This window comes from Lichenibacterium ramalinae (assembly GCF_004137085.1).
Classification (GTDB): Bacteria; Pseudomonadota; Alphaproteobacteria; order Rhizobiales; family Beijerinckiaceae; genus Lichenihabitans; species Lichenihabitans ramalinae.
Window position 1 is genome coordinate 1 of record NZ_QYBC01000011.1, and the last position, 16,268, is coordinate 16,268.

At 70.5% G+C, this 16,268-nt stretch carries 13 protein-coding genes, 1 pseudogene and 1 riboswitch; of the genes and pseudogenes, 6 read left to right on the forward strand and 8 right to left on the reverse strand.

The window, feature by feature from the left end:
- The 6 genes and pseudogenes from D3272_RS13645 to apnL form a co-directional block, all read left to right on the forward strand.
- Positions 1-271 (forward strand): annotated as a pseudogene (locus D3272_RS13645) (hypothetical protein); the annotation flags it as partial.
- Between the two features lie 59 nt (positions 272-330).
- Positions 331-990, forward strand: a complete 660-nt coding sequence (locus D3272_RS13650; protein WP_129219762.1) for a DUF2291 family protein — start codon at positions 331-333, stop codon at positions 988-990.
- Complete coding sequence (locus tag D3272_RS13655; RefSeq protein ID WP_129219763.1) at positions 987-2,552, forward strand: sugar ABC transporter ATP-binding protein; 1,566 nt, start codon at positions 987-989, stop codon at positions 2,550-2,552. Before D3272_RS13650 ends, D3272_RS13655 begins: the two co-directional genes overlap by 4 nt.
- Positions 2,549-3,613 (forward strand): ABC transporter permease, encoded by a 1,065-nt coding sequence (locus D3272_RS13660; RefSeq protein WP_129219764.1) that lies wholly within the window; start codon positions 2,549-2,551, stop codon positions 3,611-3,613. Before D3272_RS13655 ends, D3272_RS13660 begins: the two co-directional genes overlap by 4 nt.
- Positions 3,610-4,644 carry a Gfo/Idh/MocA family protein gene (locus D3272_RS13665; RefSeq protein ID WP_129219765.1) on the forward strand — a complete coding sequence of 345 codons (1,035 nt, stop codon included), beginning with the start codon at positions 3,610-3,612 and terminating at the stop codon, positions 4,642-4,644. Before D3272_RS13660 ends, D3272_RS13665 begins: the two co-directional genes overlap by 4 nt.
- 33 nt (positions 4,645-4,677) lie before the next feature.
- Complete coding sequence (gene apnL / locus D3272_RS13670; protein WP_129219766.1) at positions 4,678-6,606, forward strand: D-apionate lactonase; 1,929 nt, start codon at positions 4,678-4,680, stop codon at positions 6,604-6,606.
- Positions 6,607-6,622: 16 nt separating this feature from the next.
- Here apnL and D3272_RS13675 read toward each other — a convergent pair whose 3' ends face one another.
- From D3272_RS13675 to D3272_RS28195, 8 genes are all read right to left on the reverse strand, one after another.
- The gene (locus tag D3272_RS13675; RefSeq protein ID WP_129219767.1) at positions 6,623-7,333 is read right to left on the reverse strand and encodes a transcriptional regulator NanR; all 711 of its coding nucleotides are present in this window, start codon (positions 7,331-7,333) and stop codon (positions 6,623-6,625) included.
- Positions 7,334-7,588: 255 nt separating this feature from the next.
- A complete protein-coding gene (locus tag D3272_RS13680) occupies positions 7,589-8,653 on the reverse strand; it encodes an ABC transporter ATP-binding protein (RefSeq protein ID WP_129219768.1) in 1,065 nt (354 codons plus the stop codon).
- Positions 8,650-10,605, reverse strand: coding sequence for a glycoside hydrolase family 127 protein (locus D3272_RS13685; protein WP_129219769.1), 1,956 nt, complete (start codon positions 10,603-10,605; stop codon positions 8,650-8,652). The genes D3272_RS13680 and D3272_RS13685 overlap by 4 nt, the downstream gene beginning before the upstream one ends.
- A gap of 26 nt (positions 10,606-10,631) precedes the next feature.
- Entirely contained in the window at positions 10,632-11,456 is an 825-nt protein-coding gene (locus D3272_RS13690) for a carbohydrate ABC transporter permease (RefSeq protein ID WP_428977993.1), read from the reverse strand.
- 29 nt (positions 11,457-11,485) lie between these two features.
- Positions 11,486-12,418, reverse strand: a complete 933-nt coding sequence (locus tag D3272_RS13695) for a carbohydrate ABC transporter permease (protein ID WP_129219771.1) — start codon at positions 12,416-12,418, stop codon at positions 11,486-11,488.
- 42 nt (positions 12,419-12,460) lie between these two features.
- Positions 12,461-13,711, reverse strand: coding sequence for an ABC transporter substrate-binding protein (locus tag D3272_RS13700; RefSeq protein WP_129219772.1), 1,251 nt, complete (start codon positions 13,709-13,711; stop codon positions 12,461-12,463).
- Between the two features lie 61 nt (positions 13,712-13,772).
- The gene (locus tag D3272_RS13705; protein ID WP_129219773.1) at positions 13,773-14,819 is read right to left on the reverse strand and encodes a LacI family DNA-binding transcriptional regulator; all 1,047 of its coding nucleotides are present in this window, start codon (positions 14,817-14,819) and stop codon (positions 13,773-13,775) included.
- A gap of 341 nt (positions 14,820-15,160) precedes the next feature.
- Positions 15,161-15,598, reverse strand: coding sequence for a Fur family transcriptional regulator (locus D3272_RS28195; RefSeq protein WP_129219774.1), 438 nt, complete (start codon positions 15,596-15,598; stop codon positions 15,161-15,163).
- A 277-nt stretch (positions 15,599-15,875) separates the two neighbouring features.
- Positions 15,876-16,078, forward strand: a riboswitch (cobalamin riboswitch).
- Positions 16,079-16,268: the final 190 nt, after the last annotated feature.

The window sequence follows — 16,268 nt, forward strand, 5'->3', positions numbered from 1 at the left end:
GCCACACACGAGCCTCGGCGCAAAACCACCCGTCAGCCGCCTCGCACTCGACAAGGACAACCTATTGAGGCTCCACAACCAGATCAAGGCCGGCACCATCAGGGCGACCGTGCTGCAGCCGGCCTACCGGCAGGCCCAGATGGCGGTCGAACAGGCCGACCAGTATCTCAAGACCAAGTCGACCGGTCAGCCCGAGAAGCAGCTCATGGACTGCGTGCTGATCACCAAGGACAACGCGCCCAAGCTCGAAACCTTCCAGCTCAAGCCCTGATCCGCGTCCCTCCGGGCATCCGTGTCGGGTGCCCGCCTGCTCCTCGTTCGGTGGCGTCGATGCGTTCAACCCCCCTGGCCCTGGCCGGCTTGACCGGCCTGGCGCTCGCGATCGCGGGCTGCCGCATCGAGAAGACGCCGGCGGTCGACCCGACCCAGAGCGCCACCTCGGTCTTCATCAACGACGGCTCCTTCGACCCCGCCGCCATGGTGGAGACGGACTGGAGCGGCAAGATCCTGCCTTTCATCCGCTCCAAGGCCGCCCCCTACGACGCTGTCGCCGAGGCCGTGAAGGCGTCGCCGGACGAGGCCGGCGCCCGTCACGGCTTCCGGGAGAACCAGGCGGGTGCGCCCTGGACCTATGCGGCCGAGGTCGACGGCACCGTGACGGCGGCCAACACCGCATCGCGGGCCGCCACGGTCGACGTGAAGACGCAGGGCGGTCGCACGGTGACGTTGCAGCTCGGGCCCGTGGTGCGGGGCACCTCCATCCGGGACATGCTGTCGCTTCACCCGTTCGGCTCCTTCAAGAACCAGGTCGACTACGCGCAATACGGCAAGGCGCTGAACGCCAAGGCGAACGCGACGGCGCTGTCGGCGGCGCCACGCCAGGACCTCGTCGGCCGCCACGTCACGGCGCTCGGCGTCTTCTCGGCCGCGCCCGGGGACGCCCCGCCGCTGATGACGCCCGTCGAACTCACCCTGGGGCCGAAACCATGACGCCGGCCGCGCGACACGAGGTCGTCCTCAGGCTCGACGACGTTTCGAAGGCCTATTCGGGCACCTTGGCGGTCAAGCGCGCCACTTTCGACGTCCGTCGGGGAGCCGTGAACGTCCTGGTCGGCGAGAACGGCGCCGGCAAGTCGACGTTGATGAAGATCATCGCCGGCGTCGAGCAGCCGACGCTCGGCCGCATCGTGCTCGACGGCGAAACGGTCCGCTTCCCCACGACGGCCGATGCGGTGGCGCACGGCATCGGCATGGTGTTCCAGGAGCTCAACCTCTTCGGCAACCTGTCGGTGGCCGAGAACGTCTTCGCGACGCGCGAGGTGACGCGCGGGCTTCGCGGCATCGACCACCGGGAACAGGAACGCCGGGCCGCAGCGCTCATGGAGCGCCTGCAGACCGGCATCGATCCCCGGGCCCTCGTGGAAGACCTCCGCATCGGCCAACAGCAACTCGTCGAGATCGCCAAGGCCGTCGCCCAGGACGCCCGCATCCTCATCATGGACGAGCCGACCTCGGCGCTCAGCGCCACCGAGGTCGAGGTGCTGTTCCGGGTCATCGCCGACCTCAAGGCCCGGGGCGTCGCCGTCGTGTACATCAGCCACCGCCTGGAGGAGCTGATCCGCATCGGCGACTACATCACGGTCCTGCGGGACGGGCGCATCACCGGCCAGGCCGAGATGCGCGAGGTCGACACCCACTGGATCGTCCGGCAGATGATCGGCCAGGACGCCAAGGACTTCGCCAAGGGCGTCGGGCACCGCATCGGCGATGTGGTCTTCGAAGCGCGGGACGTCAGCCTGCCGCGCGCCACGGGCGGGCTGGCGGTCGACCACGTCGGGTTCGATCTGCGGGCCGGCGAGATCCTCGGCGTGTACGGGCTGATGGGCGCGGGACGCAGCGAGCTGCTCGACTGCATCATGGGCCGCCAGCGCCTCGCCACGGGCAGCCTCACGCTTGACGGCCGGCCGATCGGCCACCTCGACACGACGGACCGCATCGCCCGCGGTCTCGCCCTCGTTCCCGAGGACCGTCAGCGCGAAGGCCAGGTCGGCATCCTGTCGATCGCCGAGAACCTCACCATGGCGAGCCTCTACCGCTACGTCCGCGGCATCCACATCCGACGCGCGGCCGAGCGCCAGGCCGTCGCGGGCGCCGTCACCGACCTCACCATCAAGGCCGCCGATACGGACCTGCCGGTCTCGTCGCTGAGCGGCGGCAACCAGCAGAAGGTCGTGATCGGCAAGGCCCTGCTGACCCATCCCAAGGTGCTGCTCATGGACGAGCCCTCGCGCGGCATCGATGTCGGCGCCAAGGCGGACGTGTTCCTCACCATGCGCCGGCTCGCCGCCCAGGGCCTCGGCATCGTCTTCGTCACCTCCGACCTCGAGGAGGTCATGGCCCTGTCCGACCGGATCGCCGTCATGAGCAACGGCAGGCTCACCGCCCTGATGGACCGCGCCGACGCCACCGAGGCCAAGGTCGTGGCGGCCTCGGCGGCCGGCCACGCGCCGACGACTCCCCGTCCCACCGCCCCCGCAAAGGTTTCCGCATGACCGCCGTGCCGCAGCCCGTCCCGAGCACCGGCCCCACCGGCGGCACGATGCTCCTCACCCTGATGAAGCTCAGGACGTTCATCGCGCTCTTCGCCGTGCTGATCGTGTTCTCGTTCCTGGCACCGAACTTCATGTCGGCGGCCAACCTCATCTTGATGTCGAAGCACGTCGCGCTGAACGCCTTCCTGGCCATCGGCATGACCTTCGTCATCGTCACCGGTGGGATCGACCTCTCGGTCGGGTCCATCGTGGGGCTGTGTTCGATGGTGGCGGGCGGCCTCCTCATGAACGGCCTCGCCCTGCCGATCGGCTACACGCTGTGGTCCAGCGTCCCCGAAACGGTGCTGATCACGCTGGTGCTCGGGATCCTGGTCGGCGCCGTCAACGGTCTGTTGATCACGCGCCTCAACGTGGCGCCGTTCATCGCCACGCTCGGCACGCTCTACGTGGCGCGCGGCGCCGCCCTCCTGATGTCGGAAGGCCGCACCTTCCCCAACCTCGCCGGCACGGAAGCCCATGCCAACCAGGGCTTCGACGTCCTCGGCGGCGGCCGCTTCCTCCAGCTGCCCTATTCGGTCTGGACGCTGATGGCGGTGGCCGTGGCGGCGGCCTATCTGGCGCGCTCGACGCCGCTCGGGCGGCACGTCTTCGCGGTCGGCGGCAACGAGCGCGCGGCGGGCCTTTCGGGCATCCGGGTCGATCGCGTCAAGATGTTCGTCTACATGTTCTCGGGCTTCTGCGCCGCCATCGTGGGGCTGATCATCGCCTCCGAACTGATGGCCTCGCATCCCGCCACCGGGGAAACCTTCGAGCTCAACGCCATCGCGGCGGCGGTGCTGGGCGGCACATCGATGTCGGGCGGTCGCGGCACGGTGGGCGGCACCGTCATCGGCGCCTTCGTGATCGGCATCCTGGGAGACGGCCTCGTCATGATGGGGGTCAGCTCCTTCTGGCAGACGGTCATCAAGGGCCTTGTCATCATCGCGGCCGTCGTCGTCGACCAGGCGCAACGGAAGCTCCAGCAGCGCGTGGCGCTGCTCCAAGTGGCGCGTCAGTCGTGAGCCCCGCCCCCCTGCGCGGCGCGCTGATCGGCTGCGGCTTCTTCGCCGTCAACCAGCTCCACGCCTGGCGCGACCTGCCCGACGTCGAGATCGTCGCCCTGTGCGACCGCGACCCTGCCCGGCTGGCCCTGCTGGGCGACCAGTTCGGCATCGACCGCCGTTACGCCGACGCCGAAGCCATGCTGGCCGCCGAAGCGCTCGATTTCGTCGATGTCGCCACGACCGTGTCGAGCCACCGGCCGCTCGTCGAACTCGCGGCGCGAAGGCGCGTGCCGGTGATCTGCCAGAAGCCCTTCGCCGCCACGATGGACGACGCCCGCGCCATGGTGGCGGCCTGCGCCGAGGCCGGCGTCCCCCTGATGGTGCACGAGAACTTCCGCTGGCAGAGCCCCATCCAGGCGGTGCGGGCCGTGCTCGACCGGGGCGACGTCGGCGCGCCGTTCTGGGGGCGGGTGTCGTTCCGCTCAGGCTATGACGTCTTTTCCGGCCAGCCGTACCTCGCCGAGGGGAGCCGCTTCATCGTCGAGGACCTCGGCATCCACAGCCTCGACGTCGCCCGTCACCTGTTCGGGGACGTCACGGGCCTGACGGCCCGTACGCGGCGCATCAACCCGAGGATCAAGGGCGAAGACGTCGCCACGATGCTGCTCGACCACGCCTCGGGCGTGACCACCATCGTGGACTGCTCCTATGCGACCAAGCTCGCCGACGATCCCTTTCCGCAGACCATCGTGGAGGTCGACGGGGCGCTGGGCACGATCCGGCTTTCGGCCGGCTATCGCCTCACGGTCGCCACCGGGGCGGGCGCGACCGAGACGGACGTGTCGCCGCCCCTGCTCCCCTGGGCGTCACGGCCCTGGCACAACATCCAGGAGAGCGTGCTGGCGATCCAGCGCCATTGGGCCGAATGCCTGCGCCAGGGGCGCGAGCCCCAGACCTCCGGGCGCGACAACCTCAAGACCCTGGCCTTGGTCGAGGCCGCCTATGCCGGCGCCGCCAGCCGAAAGCCGGTCGATCCGGAGGATTTCTGACCGCGTCGCACCGGGGAAGGGTCGAGGAGCGAGATGACGGACAGAGACAGTCTGATCGCCTGGTACGGGACGGTCGCGGCGATCCCCGAAGCGCGGCTGCTCGTCGCCGGCGACCTCGTCGCCGAACTCGTCGACGGGAACCTGCGCGCGATCCGCTTCCAGGGCATCGAGGTCCTGCGCGCCGTCGCCTATGTGGTGCGCGACGCCGACTGGGGCACCTATGCCCCCGTCATCGTCGACCTCCGGATCGACGAGGGCGAGGGCGCCTTCGCGGTCCACTACCTCGGCCGTTGCGTGTCGGCGGCGGGGGCGACGCTGAGCTACGACGTCGCCATCCGGGGGACGGCCGACGGCACCCTCACTTTCGAGGCCGAGAGCACCGCCCGGGGCGGGTTCGAGACCAACCGCTGTGGCTTCTGCGTGCTCCATCCCATCCGGGACCTCGCCGGACGTCCGGTGCAGATCGAACATTGCGACGGCTCGGTCGAGCGGACCCGCATGCCCGACCTCATCGCGCCCTGGCAGCCCTTCCAGTCCATGCGGGCCATCACCCACGAGGTGCGGCTCGGGCTCGCCGCGACCTGCCGCCTGGAGGGCGACGCCTTCGAGATGGAGGACCAGCGCAACTGGTCGGACGCGTCGTTCAAGACCTACGTCCGGCCCCTCGCCCTGCCCTGGCCGTACCGGCTTCCCGACGCGGAACCGCAGCGCCAGGCGGTTCGCCTCACCCTCGACGGCGGCCGGGATGCGCCCGCCGTCGCGGCGGGCCCGGCCGACGCCGCCGTGCTGACGCTCGACGAGCCTTCGGGCACGATGCCCGGCATCGGGCTCGTCGTCACGCCCGAGGAGGTCGCGGCGACGCTGCGGGCGGCGGATCGCCTGCGCGAGGTGGGACCGCAGAGCCTGCTGTTCCACTTCGACCCTTCCACCGGGCATGGCATCGCGGCATTGCGCGGTTTCGCCCGCGTCCAGGCGCTCGGCGGCACGGAATCCGTGCTCGAATGCGTCCTGCCGGGACGGGACGATCCGCGGGACGAGTTGGACGCCGTCGCCGCCCTGGTCCGGCAGGCCGGCCTGAAGCTCGACGCCATCGCGGTGAGCCCCTCGGTCGACCGCCAGTCCACGCCGCCCGGCAGCGCCTGGCCGGCCTGCCCACCGCTGGAGGAGGTCTACGCCGCGGCCCGCCACGCCTTTCCCGGGCTGCGCCTCGGCGGCGGCATGTTCAGCACCTTCACGGAGTTCAACCGGAAGCGTCCGCCGGTCGACCGGCTCGACTTCGTCACGCACACCACCAACCCCATCGTCCACGCGGCCGACGATCGCAGCGTCATGCAGACCCTGGAGGCCCTGCCGCACATCACGCGGTCCTGCCGGGCCATCATCGGCGGGGCGCCCTACCGCATCGGCCCCTCGACGATCGGCATGCGGCAGAACCCCTACGGGTCACGCACGATGGACAACCCCGACGGGGAGCGGATCTGCATGGCGCGGCGCGACCCGCGTCAGCGGGGCCTGTTCGCGGCCTCCTGGCTGGTCGGCTATGCCGCCAACACGGGTCCGGCCGCCTTGGAAATGCTCGTCGTGGGCGCGCTGACGGGTGATTTCGGCCTCCTCGGGGAGGAGGGCGAGGCGGACGTCCGGCCGGTGTTCCACGCCGCACGCGGATTGGCGGCCCTGGCCGGGCAGGCCCGCGTGCCCGTCACGTCGAGCCGCGAGGATGGCGTGCTCGCCGCGGGGGCGCTCGACCGCCGGGGACGCCCCATCGTCTGGGTCGCCAACGTCACGGACCGTCCGCAGACGGTCTGCGTCGCGTCGGTCGACCTTTCCGCATGGCTCTGCGCCACACTCGACGACGCCGCGATGGCTCAGGCGAGAGACGGGCGCTGGCCGCACGAGCGGCCCTGCCCCGCGGGGTCGCTCGATCTGCCGGCCTACGCGGTCGCGCGGCTCAGGCCGGCCTGAACCCTTTCGCGTCGCGTCACGCGTGGTGGACGTAGAGGGCGGCCGACCTGTCGAGGTGCCGCTCCATGGCCCGCTCCGCCGCGTCCACGTCGCGGGCTTCGATGGCGGCGAGGATCGCGGCATGCTCCGCCAAGGTATGGTTCTCCTTGCCGCTCCAGATGAGCATCTCGGTGTGGTAGCTCCGCAGCCAGCCGAGCAGGGCCTCGCTGACGGCCTCGAAGATCGGGTTGCCCGAGATCTTGGCGATCTCGGTGTGGAACCGCATGTCGGCGGCGATGAAGCGATCCGCGTCGCCGAGCGCCTCGCGCTGCCGTTCGATCGTGTCCCGCAGGCGGCCGATGTCCGGCGCCGCCGCCTTCAGCGCCGCTTCGCGGACCATGCCGCGCTCGAAGAAGGCGCGGGCACCCTTGAGGTGGTCGAGCGACTGCGGCGAGGTCGCGAGCATGATCTGGGCCGTGAGGTCGACCTGCTGGGTGATGGAGCGCGCCGTGAGGTGGCACACCCGGGAGCGCTCGCCGTGCGAGATGCTGATGAGGCCCATGTTGGCCAGGGCCTGCATGGCTTCCCGGATCGCCGGCCGTCCGACGCCGAACCGATCCATCAAATCGCGCTCGGACGGCAAGGCTTGGCCGGGTTGCACCTCGCCCGATACGATCATGCGCTTGAGTCTGTCGAAGACCTCGTCGGAAAGCTTCCGCCGCGGGATCGGGTCGGGTGCAGATAGCAAGACGCAGCTCCAGGGTCACGACTCCAGCACCGAAGTCCCGTCATCACACCATTCGACGGACGATACCAGACGGGCCGCGCCTCGTCCCGGTCGCTGTCCCGAAACGGTGCCGACCGTGCCGGGCTCGGCGGAGGCGGCGCAGGCGCGGGACGGCCCTCCGCACCCGCGAGGTCCAGCACCAAGGCACGGCGGAGCGTCCCCGCGAGGGGCGATGCCGCGACGATCCTGCAGCCCGAGCGGATGGCCCGCGCCCGATCACGGGATGCGCAGCCCTTCGGCGTCGAAGAGGCGGAGGTCGCCGGGGTCGAAGGCGAGGGCGATGCGGTCCCCCGGCGCCGGGGTCGCACCCCGGCGGCGCTCGGCCACGATCGGCTGACCGTCGGCGATCTCGCCGTGGACGTAGCTGGTGCCGCCGAGATATTCGGAAAACGCGACCGTCACGGCGAGGGCGGGTTCTCCGGCCCGCGCGTCGCGCAGGTGCTCGGGCCGCAGACCGACCTGGACGGGCCGGCCCGGGACGAGGCGTGCCGCGGGCGGCGGGCTGACGACGACGCCGCCCAGCGTGACGCCGCCGCCGGGCGTGGTGCGGCCCTGGAAGAGGTTCATGCGCGGCGAGCCGATGAAGCCCGCCACGAAGGTGTTGACGGGATCGTCGTAGACCTCGGCCGGCGTTCCCGTCTGCTCGATGCGGCCCGCGCGCAGCACCACGATCCGGTCGGCGAGCGTCATGGCCTCGGTCTGGTCGTGGGTGACGTAGATCATCGTGTTGCCGAGTTCCCGGTGCAGGCGCGCGATCTCGATCCGCATCGAGACGCGCAACTCGGCGTCGAGGTTGGACAGGGGCTCGTCGAACAGGAACACTTTGGGGTCGCGCACGATGGCGCGCCCGATGGCGACGCGCTGGCGCTGCCCGCCCGACAGCTGGCTGGGTTTCCGGTCGAGCAGCGGTCCGAGCTTCAGGATGTCCGCCGCGGCCTCGACGCGCGACGCCACCGCCGCGGCAGGGCGCCTCATCATCTTCAGCCCGAAGCCCATGTTGTCGCGCACGCTCATGTGGGGGTAGAGCGCGTAGGATTGGAACACCATGGCGATGCCCCGCTCCGACGGGTCGGCATCCGTCACGTCCCGGCCCGCGATGGCGATGTCCCCGGCCGTGACCTCTTCGAGCCCCGCGATCATGCGCAGCAGCGTCGACTTCCCACAGCCCGAGGGCCCGACGAAGACGACGAAGTCGCCGTCGCCGATCGACAGGTCGACGCCGTGGATCACGTCGACCAGGCCGTAGGACTTGGTGACGCCGCGCAGTTCGACGCCGCTCACGCCTGTCCCTCCCCGTCCCGCGCCGAGGCCTCGACGCCGTCCGCCCGCAGCCAGACCAGCATCTCGCCGGGCGCGCGGTTGTCCCAGGCGTAGTAGGGCACGGCCCGGAGCGCGGCTGCGCGGCGCTGTGGCGGGACTTCGCGGTAGAGGTCCCCGCCCCAATCCGCCGCGTCCGTCCGCGCGGCGGCGCTCAGCGCCACGACGCCGCCCAGCAATTCCGGCTCGAACGCGTCCCGGATCTCGGCGGCTTCCGGCAGGGACAGGCCGTGGAGCCCCGGGCCGTTGTCGACGGCTTCGACGCAATAGACCAGGGGGCCGCGCTTCAGGGCGACGCGGCCCGCATCCTGTCGGACCTTGGGGTTGGCGTAGAGGCGCTTGGGCGTCATGCCGACGTCGAGTTCGACGACGTCGCCCGGCGACCAGCGTCGGGCCAGGCGCGCGTAGCCCTTGACGCGGACGGCCGCGACGTCGATGGCCTCGCCGCCCACCGACAGCGTCGGGTCCTGCGCCCAGGCCGGGATGCGCAGCGACAGGACGAAATCGGTCGGCGCCTCGAGCCCCACCGTCAGCCGCACGGCGCCGCTCCAGGGGTAATGGGTGTCCTGCAGCAGGCGAAGCCGGCGTCCGCCCCCGAGGTCGAGGTCGGCCTCGCCCGCGCAGTAGAGGTGAACGGCGGCCTCGCCCTCGGCCTCGCCATAGGCGTAGGAGCCGACCGAGGCCACGAGCCGGGCGATGTTGGGCGGGCAGCAGGGGCAGCGGTGCCAGGTCCAGCGGTTGTGGTCGCCGCGGCTCGCCAGCGGGTTCTCGTAGAAGAACTTCGTCCCGTCGAGCGACAGGCCGGACAGGGCGCCGTTGTAGAGCGCCTGTTCCATGATGTCGCCGAAGCGGCCATCGGGGCCGCGCCCGAGCATGCGGCTGGCCCAGAACACCAGCGCCACGGCGGCGCAGGTTTCCGCGTAGGCGCTCTCGTTCGGCAGGTCGTAGTCGAAGGTGAACCCCTCGTTGGCCTGCGACGGCCCGAGGCCGCCCGTGACGTAGAGGTTCTTCTCGGTGAGGTCGGCCCAGAGCCGCTCGAGGGGTGCCACGAGCGTCCCGTCGCCGGTCTCGGTCGCGACGTCGGCCATGCCGCTGTAGAGGTACATGGCGCGCACGGCGTGGCCCACCACCTTGTCCTGCTCGCGGACGGGCCGGTGCGACTGGCTGTATTCATGCGTGCCGAACCAGAAGTCCTCTCCCGACTCGCCGCGCGCCGCGGCTTCGCCGTCGAAGTAGTTGGGGCTCCGGCCGCGCTCGTCGACGAAATAGGTGGCGAGGTCGAGGTAGCGGCGCTCCCCCGTGGCGCGGGCGAGCCTGACCAGCGCCAGCTCGACTTCCGGGTGCCCGCAATAGCCGCGCTTTTGGCCGGGTTCGCGGCCCAGCGTCGCGATGACGTGGTCCATGCAGCGGCACATCACGTCGAGGAGGCGGCGTTTGCCGGTGGCGTGGTGATAGGCCACCGCGCCCTCGATGAGGTGGCCCATGTTGTAGAGCTCGTGGCAGTCGCGCAGGTTGGTCCAGCGCTCGCCCGGGCGCATGCGCTGGAACCAGCTGTCGAGGTAGCCGTCCTCGGCCTGAAGCCGGGCATAGGCGTCGATGACCTCGTCGATGCGCCGCTCGAGCCCGGGGTCGCGCTTGCGGTCGATGGCGTAGGCGGCGGTCTCGATGATCTTGCCGAAGTCGGAGTCCCAGAACATCTGGGTCGTCACGCTGTTGCCGTGCTGGAACGGGATGCGCAGGTCCGGCACCGGCAGGGCCGGATCCACCTGGTCGAGGGTGCCGGCCGCGATGCAGCGGTCGAACAGGATGTTCACGGTCTTGTCGGCCACCACATCGATGCGGGGACCCCAGAAGCCCGCGATCTTCACCTTGGGGACGGCCGGCGGGCGGAAGCGGTTGGCGGGCGTGTCGGACATGCGGAGAGGGCCTGTGCGAGAGGACGTCACTTCACCGCGCCGGCCGTGAGGCCGCGGATGTAGAAGCGTTGGAGGGCGAGGAAGACGACCAGGCAGGGGATCATCATGACGGTGACGCCGGCCTGCACGGCGCCCCAGTCGATCGAGCCGAAGCGGCCCGCCCGCACCGCCGTCATCAGCACCGGCAGCGTGAATTTGTTCTCGTCACTGAGGAAGATCAGGGCGGCGAGGAACTCGTTCCAGCTGTTCAGGAAGGCGAAGATCGCCACCGTGGCGACGCCCGGCATGACGAGCGGCAGCAGCACCCGCACGAGCAGGCGCAGGTCGCGCACGCCGTCGATGCGGGCCGCTTCCTCGATCTCCTTCGGCACCGCGTCGAAGGCGTTGCGCATCATGAAGATCGAGAAGGGGAGTTGCAGCGTCACGTAGACGAGGGTGAGCCCCGTCAGCGTGTTCTGCAGGTGCAGGTGCGTCAGCAGGATGAAGAGCGGCACCAGGATCGACTGGAACGGCACCATCATGGTGGTCATGACGAGGACGAAGCAGGTGTTGCGCAGCGGGAACCGGTAGCGCGAGAAGCCGTAGCCGGCGAAGAGGCTGACGACGACGCTGAGCACGACGGTCGCGCCGGCGACGAGGCCGCTGTTGGCGGCGTGCAGCCAGAGGCCGCCGCTCGCGCTGTCGAGCGTGCGGTAGGCATCGAGGCTGAAGCCCTGCGTCGGCCAGGGCGGCAGTGGTGGCTGCGCGGCCTCGGCGGCCGGGCGGAAGGAGGCCAGGACGGCCCAGGCCAGGGGGGCCAGGAAGGTCGCGGCGACGATGACGCCCACGAGGGTCGGGAGGGCGGCGACCATGCGGGAGCGGCCATGCCGGCGGCGCGGGCTCATCGCGCGTCCTCCCGGTCGCGCAGGAGCCAGAGCTGGCCGAGGCTGAGAACGAGCAGGATGGCGAGCAGCACGATGGACAGGGCGGCGCCGTAGCCGAGGCGGAACGACACGAAGGATTGGTTGAAGATCCAGTAGACCGCCGTGAGGGTCTGGTTGCCGGGGCCGCCCGCCACCATGATGTAGAACTGGTCGAAGGCCAGCATCGAGCCGGTGATGCACAGGATGAGGGCGAGGCCCAGCGTCCGGCGCATCAGCGGCAGGGTGATGAAGCGGAAGCGCTGCAGCGGTCCGGCGTGGTCGATGCGGGCGGCCTCGACGATGTCGGCGGGGATGCCCTGGAGCCCGGTCATCAGCAGGATCATGGTGAAGCCCGCCACCTTCCACACCACCATGGCGACGATGGCGGCGAAGGCGGTGTCGAACGTCCCGAGGATGTTGATCCGCTGCGGCGTGATGCCGAGCGCCTGCAGCGCCGGGCTGAACAGGCCGCTGTCGGTGTTGAGCAGCCACACCCAGAGCAGCGCCGCCGTGGCGAAGCCCACCACCACGGGCAGGAAGAAGGCAGTGCGCAACAGGCTGGCGAGGGGACGCGGCTTCTCGACGAGCAGCGCCAGGGGGAAGGCGACGGCGAAGATCGCGACCGTCGCCACCCCGGTGTAGACCAGCGTGAAGCGCAGCGACGCCCAGAAGCCCGCGTCGGACCATAGCCGCTCGTAGTTGCGCAGGCCGATGAAACGCGGCAGCCCGAGCAGCGGCCAGTTGTGCAGCGACATCCACGCCGTCATGCCGATCGGCACGATGAAGAAGACCAGCACCAGCGCCATGGCGGGCAGCACGTAGAGCAGCCCGACGAGGTCGCGCCGGCGGCGGCGGCGACCTTTGGGACGCGACGCCGCGACGGCGGCGGTGGGCAGGGAGGTGACGGACATCGGGCTGCTCCCAGGGTCAAGTTCGAGGGATCGCGCGAGGGCTCACCGCGCGGCGTCGATGATGTCCTGCATGCGCGCCTGGCCGTCCTTGATGGCGGCGGCGGGGTCGCTCCCGAAGATCGCGGCGTTGACCATCTGCGCCCAGGGCCCGTTCGGGCTGTTGATGATGTCGTTGAAGACGGGCGAATAGGGCGTGCGCCCGACCTTGATGGCCGCCACGGCGACGTCGTAGCGCGGGTCCTGGCCCTTCATCGCCTCGGCGGCGATGTCGGAGCGGGCCGGCAGGCTGCCGTGCGACACCATCAGGCGCTGGCCTTCGAGCGAGTACACGTAGGCCATGAAGGCCTCGACCGCCTTGACGGACTTGGCCCCCTTCGTGACCACGATGTTGTTGCCGCCCACGAAGGAGGAGGTGCCGCCGTCCGGGCCCGGGATGAGCGTCACGCCGAAGTGGACGTTCGGGTACTTGTTGATGAGCACGCCGATCTGGCTGGCTCCGATCGACTGCAGGCCGATGCGGCCGCCGACGATCGACAGGAAATCCGGGCCCGTGTCGGTGCGGGCGCTGGCCGGCACCATGCCGCCGGCGACGAGCGATCGGTAGAAGTCGACGGCCCCCCTGAGCTGGGGCGTGTCGAGCGTCGCCTTGGCGCCCTCATCGGCCAGGATGTCGCCCCCCGAAGCCCAGATCAGCGGCGTGAAGGTGAAGATGAAGCAACCCCCGCAGGCCCCGGAGAAGTAGAAGCCGCGGCTGTCGCCCCCGAGCGCCGTCACCTTGGCGGCATCCGCCTTCCACTCCGCCCAGGTCTTCGGGCCCTTCTCGGGGTCGAGCCCGGCCCGCGCGAACAGGTCCTTGTTCCAGGCGAGAACCGACGTTTCCGTGGTCAGCGGCAGGCCGTAGATCCTGCCGTGGTAGGTGCCGACAGACAGGTGGGCGGGGGACAGCGCCTCGAAGTACGGCAGGCTCTTCGCCCAGTCCGTCAGGTCCTCCAGCTGCCCCGCCTGGGCGAAGGCGGGGGTGTGGATGAGGTCGAGCGAGACGGCGTCCGGCGCGGTGCCGGCCGCGATGGCGGTGGCGTATTTCTGCACGAATTCGTCGACCGGCAGGGTGACGATCGACACCTTGTCGGCGTGGGTGTCGTCGTAGGCCTTAGCGACGGCTTCCAGCGTGTCGCCCTGACCGCTGCGGCTCCAGATGGTCAGGGTCTCGGCCGAGGCCGGCAGGGCCAAGGTCGGCAGGACCAAGCCCGCCAGGGCGGTGGCGGCGACCAGCAGGCTCTTGAGGCTATGCATCGTTTCCTCCCATGGGTTGTCGCGGGACCCGGCACGAGCGTTGGCGCCGGGGTCGAAGGGGTCAGCCGCTGGACGCGCGGACGACGAGCCTGCAGGGCAGCTTGCGGATCCCGGGCGAGACGGGTCGACCCTCGACGAGGTCGAGCAACGTCAGTCCCGCGTGGCGCCCGAGGTCCTTGAGGTTCATGTCGACCGTGGTGAGCGGCGGTCGGGTCGCGGCGGCGAAGATCTCCCAATTGTCGAAGCCGATCACCGCCACGTCCTGCGGCACGCGCAGCCCGCGCAGCGTCAGGGCATCGATCAGCCCGCGCGCGATCTGGTCGTTGCCGCAGAACACGGCGTCGGGGGGCGCCGCCGGGCCCTCCAGCAGGGCTCCCGCCGCGGCGAACCCCCAGGCTTCGGACCAGTCGCCGATCAGCGGCTCGGCGCGGACGGGAGCGAGGCCCGCCGCGGCGAGCGCCGCGGCGAAGCCCTCGGCCCGCCGGTGCACCACCGCGAAATCCTCCGGGCCGGTGACGTGGGCGATGCGACGGCAGCCGCGGTCGACGAGGTGGGCGACGGCGAGCCGGGCGCCTTGGCCGTCGTCCGACACGAAACCGACGGAGCCCTCAGGGCCCTCGCAATAGGCATAGACGACCGGCACGTCGACGCCGGACAGGTCGACCGGCAGGCGACTGTCGAGGCGCTTACCGGATGCGATGATGCCGTCGACCTGCTTCTCCAGCATGGCGTCGACGTGGCTCTGGCCGATGACGGGATCGCGCTCGACCGAGCACAGGAACACCGAAACACCGCGGTCGACGAGCGCTTCCGATATGCCGGCCATCACCGGCAGGGTGAAACGCCCGTAGGTGTCGTTGGTCAGCAGCCCGATGGTGAAGCTGCGCTGCTTCAGCAGCGCCCGCGCGATGGCGTTGGGCCGGAAGCTCAAGGCCTTCGCGGCGGCCTTGACCCGTTCCCGCGTCGCCAAGGCCATGCGGCCCTGGCCGCTCAGCGCCTGCGACGCGGTCGTGACACTCACGGATGACGCCTTGGCGACATCGTGGATGGTCACGCGAGCCCCGCGCTTGGCTCTGCCCGTGGCGGCTCGGGGCGCACGGTCGTCCATGTCTGCCTCCCCTGTCGACCCCGCCCAGCCTTCGGCTGCGAAAACGTTTCACCAAACTGCTGCAGATCGTGTTTTGCGTCAACCGCAAAGGCACGTGGCGGTAGAAATCGTCGGCGGCGGCGAGGCGGTCGGAGGGACGATGGGCTCGGTCGGGACCGGCTCGGCGACCGCGACCCGACCGGACGTCACGCGGTGCCAGGCCGGAACGGATCCGGCAAAGGCGCGCGACGCGGTGCCGTCTAGAGCGCCGTCCCCTTCGGCGAATCCGCTCCAGCTCCGAATCGAGAGCAGTTTCACCGGCTTGGAGTCGCCAAGGCGACTCGGAGAAGGCCGATACTGCTCTAGGGACGACCGGCCGCCGGACCCTCGCCGGCGCAGGCGGCGCACAGCCCGTGGATCTCCACGATGCTGGAGCGGGGCACGAAGGCGCCCGCCGCCGCCGCGGCCTCGATGCGCGATTGCAGCGAGGCGTCCTCGAATTCCGCCACGGCGGCACAGCGATCGCACACCGTGAAGCCGATGCCGAGTTCGCCGTGCCCGTGATCGTGCGGGGCGCCCTCGGCGCCGCGGCAGGCCACGAAGGCGTTCAGCGATTCGATGCGGTGGATCTTTCCCGAGGCGAGCAGCTTCTCGAGCGCGCGATAGACGGTCGTCGGCGCGAAGACGCCCGAGGGTCGCAGCCGTTCGAGCAGCTCGTAGGCGGTGTGCGGCTTCGCCGTGCCGGCGAGTTCGGCCGCGATCAGCCCCGCAGTGTCCCGGCGTTTGGGCTTCTCGGTCATGGCATCGGCTCAAGTGAGCTTGACCCATACGACATCCTGCCATAGGGATCAATTTGTAACGTTATAACAATTACGACAGCCCCGTCCGCGGGGCTCCTTGGCCCGAGGCTCCCGCTTGCTGCACCCGTCGCGCCGCCCCGCCCGCATCGCCGACATCGTTGCGCCGTCGGAGATGGTCGACATCACGAACAGCCAACCCGGCCTGTGGCCGCATGGCGCCGCCGAGCCCGGCGGATCCGCGTCCGGACTCCGGCGTGACAAGGCCATGGTCCCGTGCTTCCATGGCGGCGTCGAAGGTGCCGCTCCCGGTTCGGGAGCGGATAATTGGGAAGCCGGTGCGAAGCCGGCGCTGCCCCCGCAACGGTATCGAAGGTCAAGGCGCGACACTCACGCCACTGGGTCGGATGATCCGGGAAGGCGTCACGCCCCGCCGCAAGGCACCTCCGCAGCCCGGAAACCAGCCTTCGACCGAACCTTGGGGAATCGCGGTGGGCGGTTCGGGGGTGTCGGCGGTGTCGAGGTGTCCCCTCGCCGCCCGGCCTCTCGTCGCGTCTCCGGCCCTTTCCCGCCGATGCAACGCCAGAGACGAGGGGTCCCCGGCATGGATGAAACGACGACGGCGCCGGGACGGCGCTTCAGCTGCGGCGGAGGGCGGGACGTATCGCCCGCC

Coding starts and splice junctions, on each gene's coding strand:
- D3272_RS13650 (WP_129219762.1), top strand. CDS start 331: ATGCGTTCAACCCCCCTGGCCCTGGCCGGCTTGACCGGCCTGGCGCTC.
- D3272_RS13655 (WP_129219763.1), top strand. CDS start 987: ATGACGCCGGCCGCGCGACACGAGGTCGTCCTCAGGCTCGACGACGTT.
- D3272_RS13660 (WP_129219764.1), top strand. CDS start 2,549: ATGACCGCCGTGCCGCAGCCCGTCCCGAGCACCGGCCCCACCGGCGGC.
- apnL (WP_129219766.1), top strand. CDS start 4,678: ATGACGGACAGAGACAGTCTGATCGCCTGGTACGGGACGGTCGCGGCG.
- D3272_RS13685 (WP_129219769.1), bottom strand. CDS start 10,605: ATGTCCGACACGCCCGCCAACCGCTTCCGCCCGCCGGCCGTCCCCAAG.
- D3272_RS13690 (WP_428977993.1), bottom strand. CDS start 11,456: ATGGTCGCCGCCCTCCCGACCCTCGTGGGCGTCATCGTCGCCGCGACC.
- D3272_RS13695 (WP_129219771.1), bottom strand. CDS start 12,418: ATGTCCGTCACCTCCCTGCCCACCGCCGCCGTCGCGGCGTCGCGTCCC.
- D3272_RS13700 (WP_129219772.1), bottom strand. CDS start 13,711: ATGCATAGCCTCAAGAGCCTGCTGGTCGCCGCCACCGCCCTGGCGGGC.
- D3272_RS13705 (WP_129219773.1), bottom strand. CDS start 14,819: ATGGACGACCGTGCGCCCCGAGCCGCCACGGGCAGAGCCAAGCGCGGG.
- D3272_RS28195 (WP_129219774.1), bottom strand. CDS start 15,598: ATGACCGAGAAGCCCAAACGCCGGGACACTGCGGGGCTGATCGCGGCC.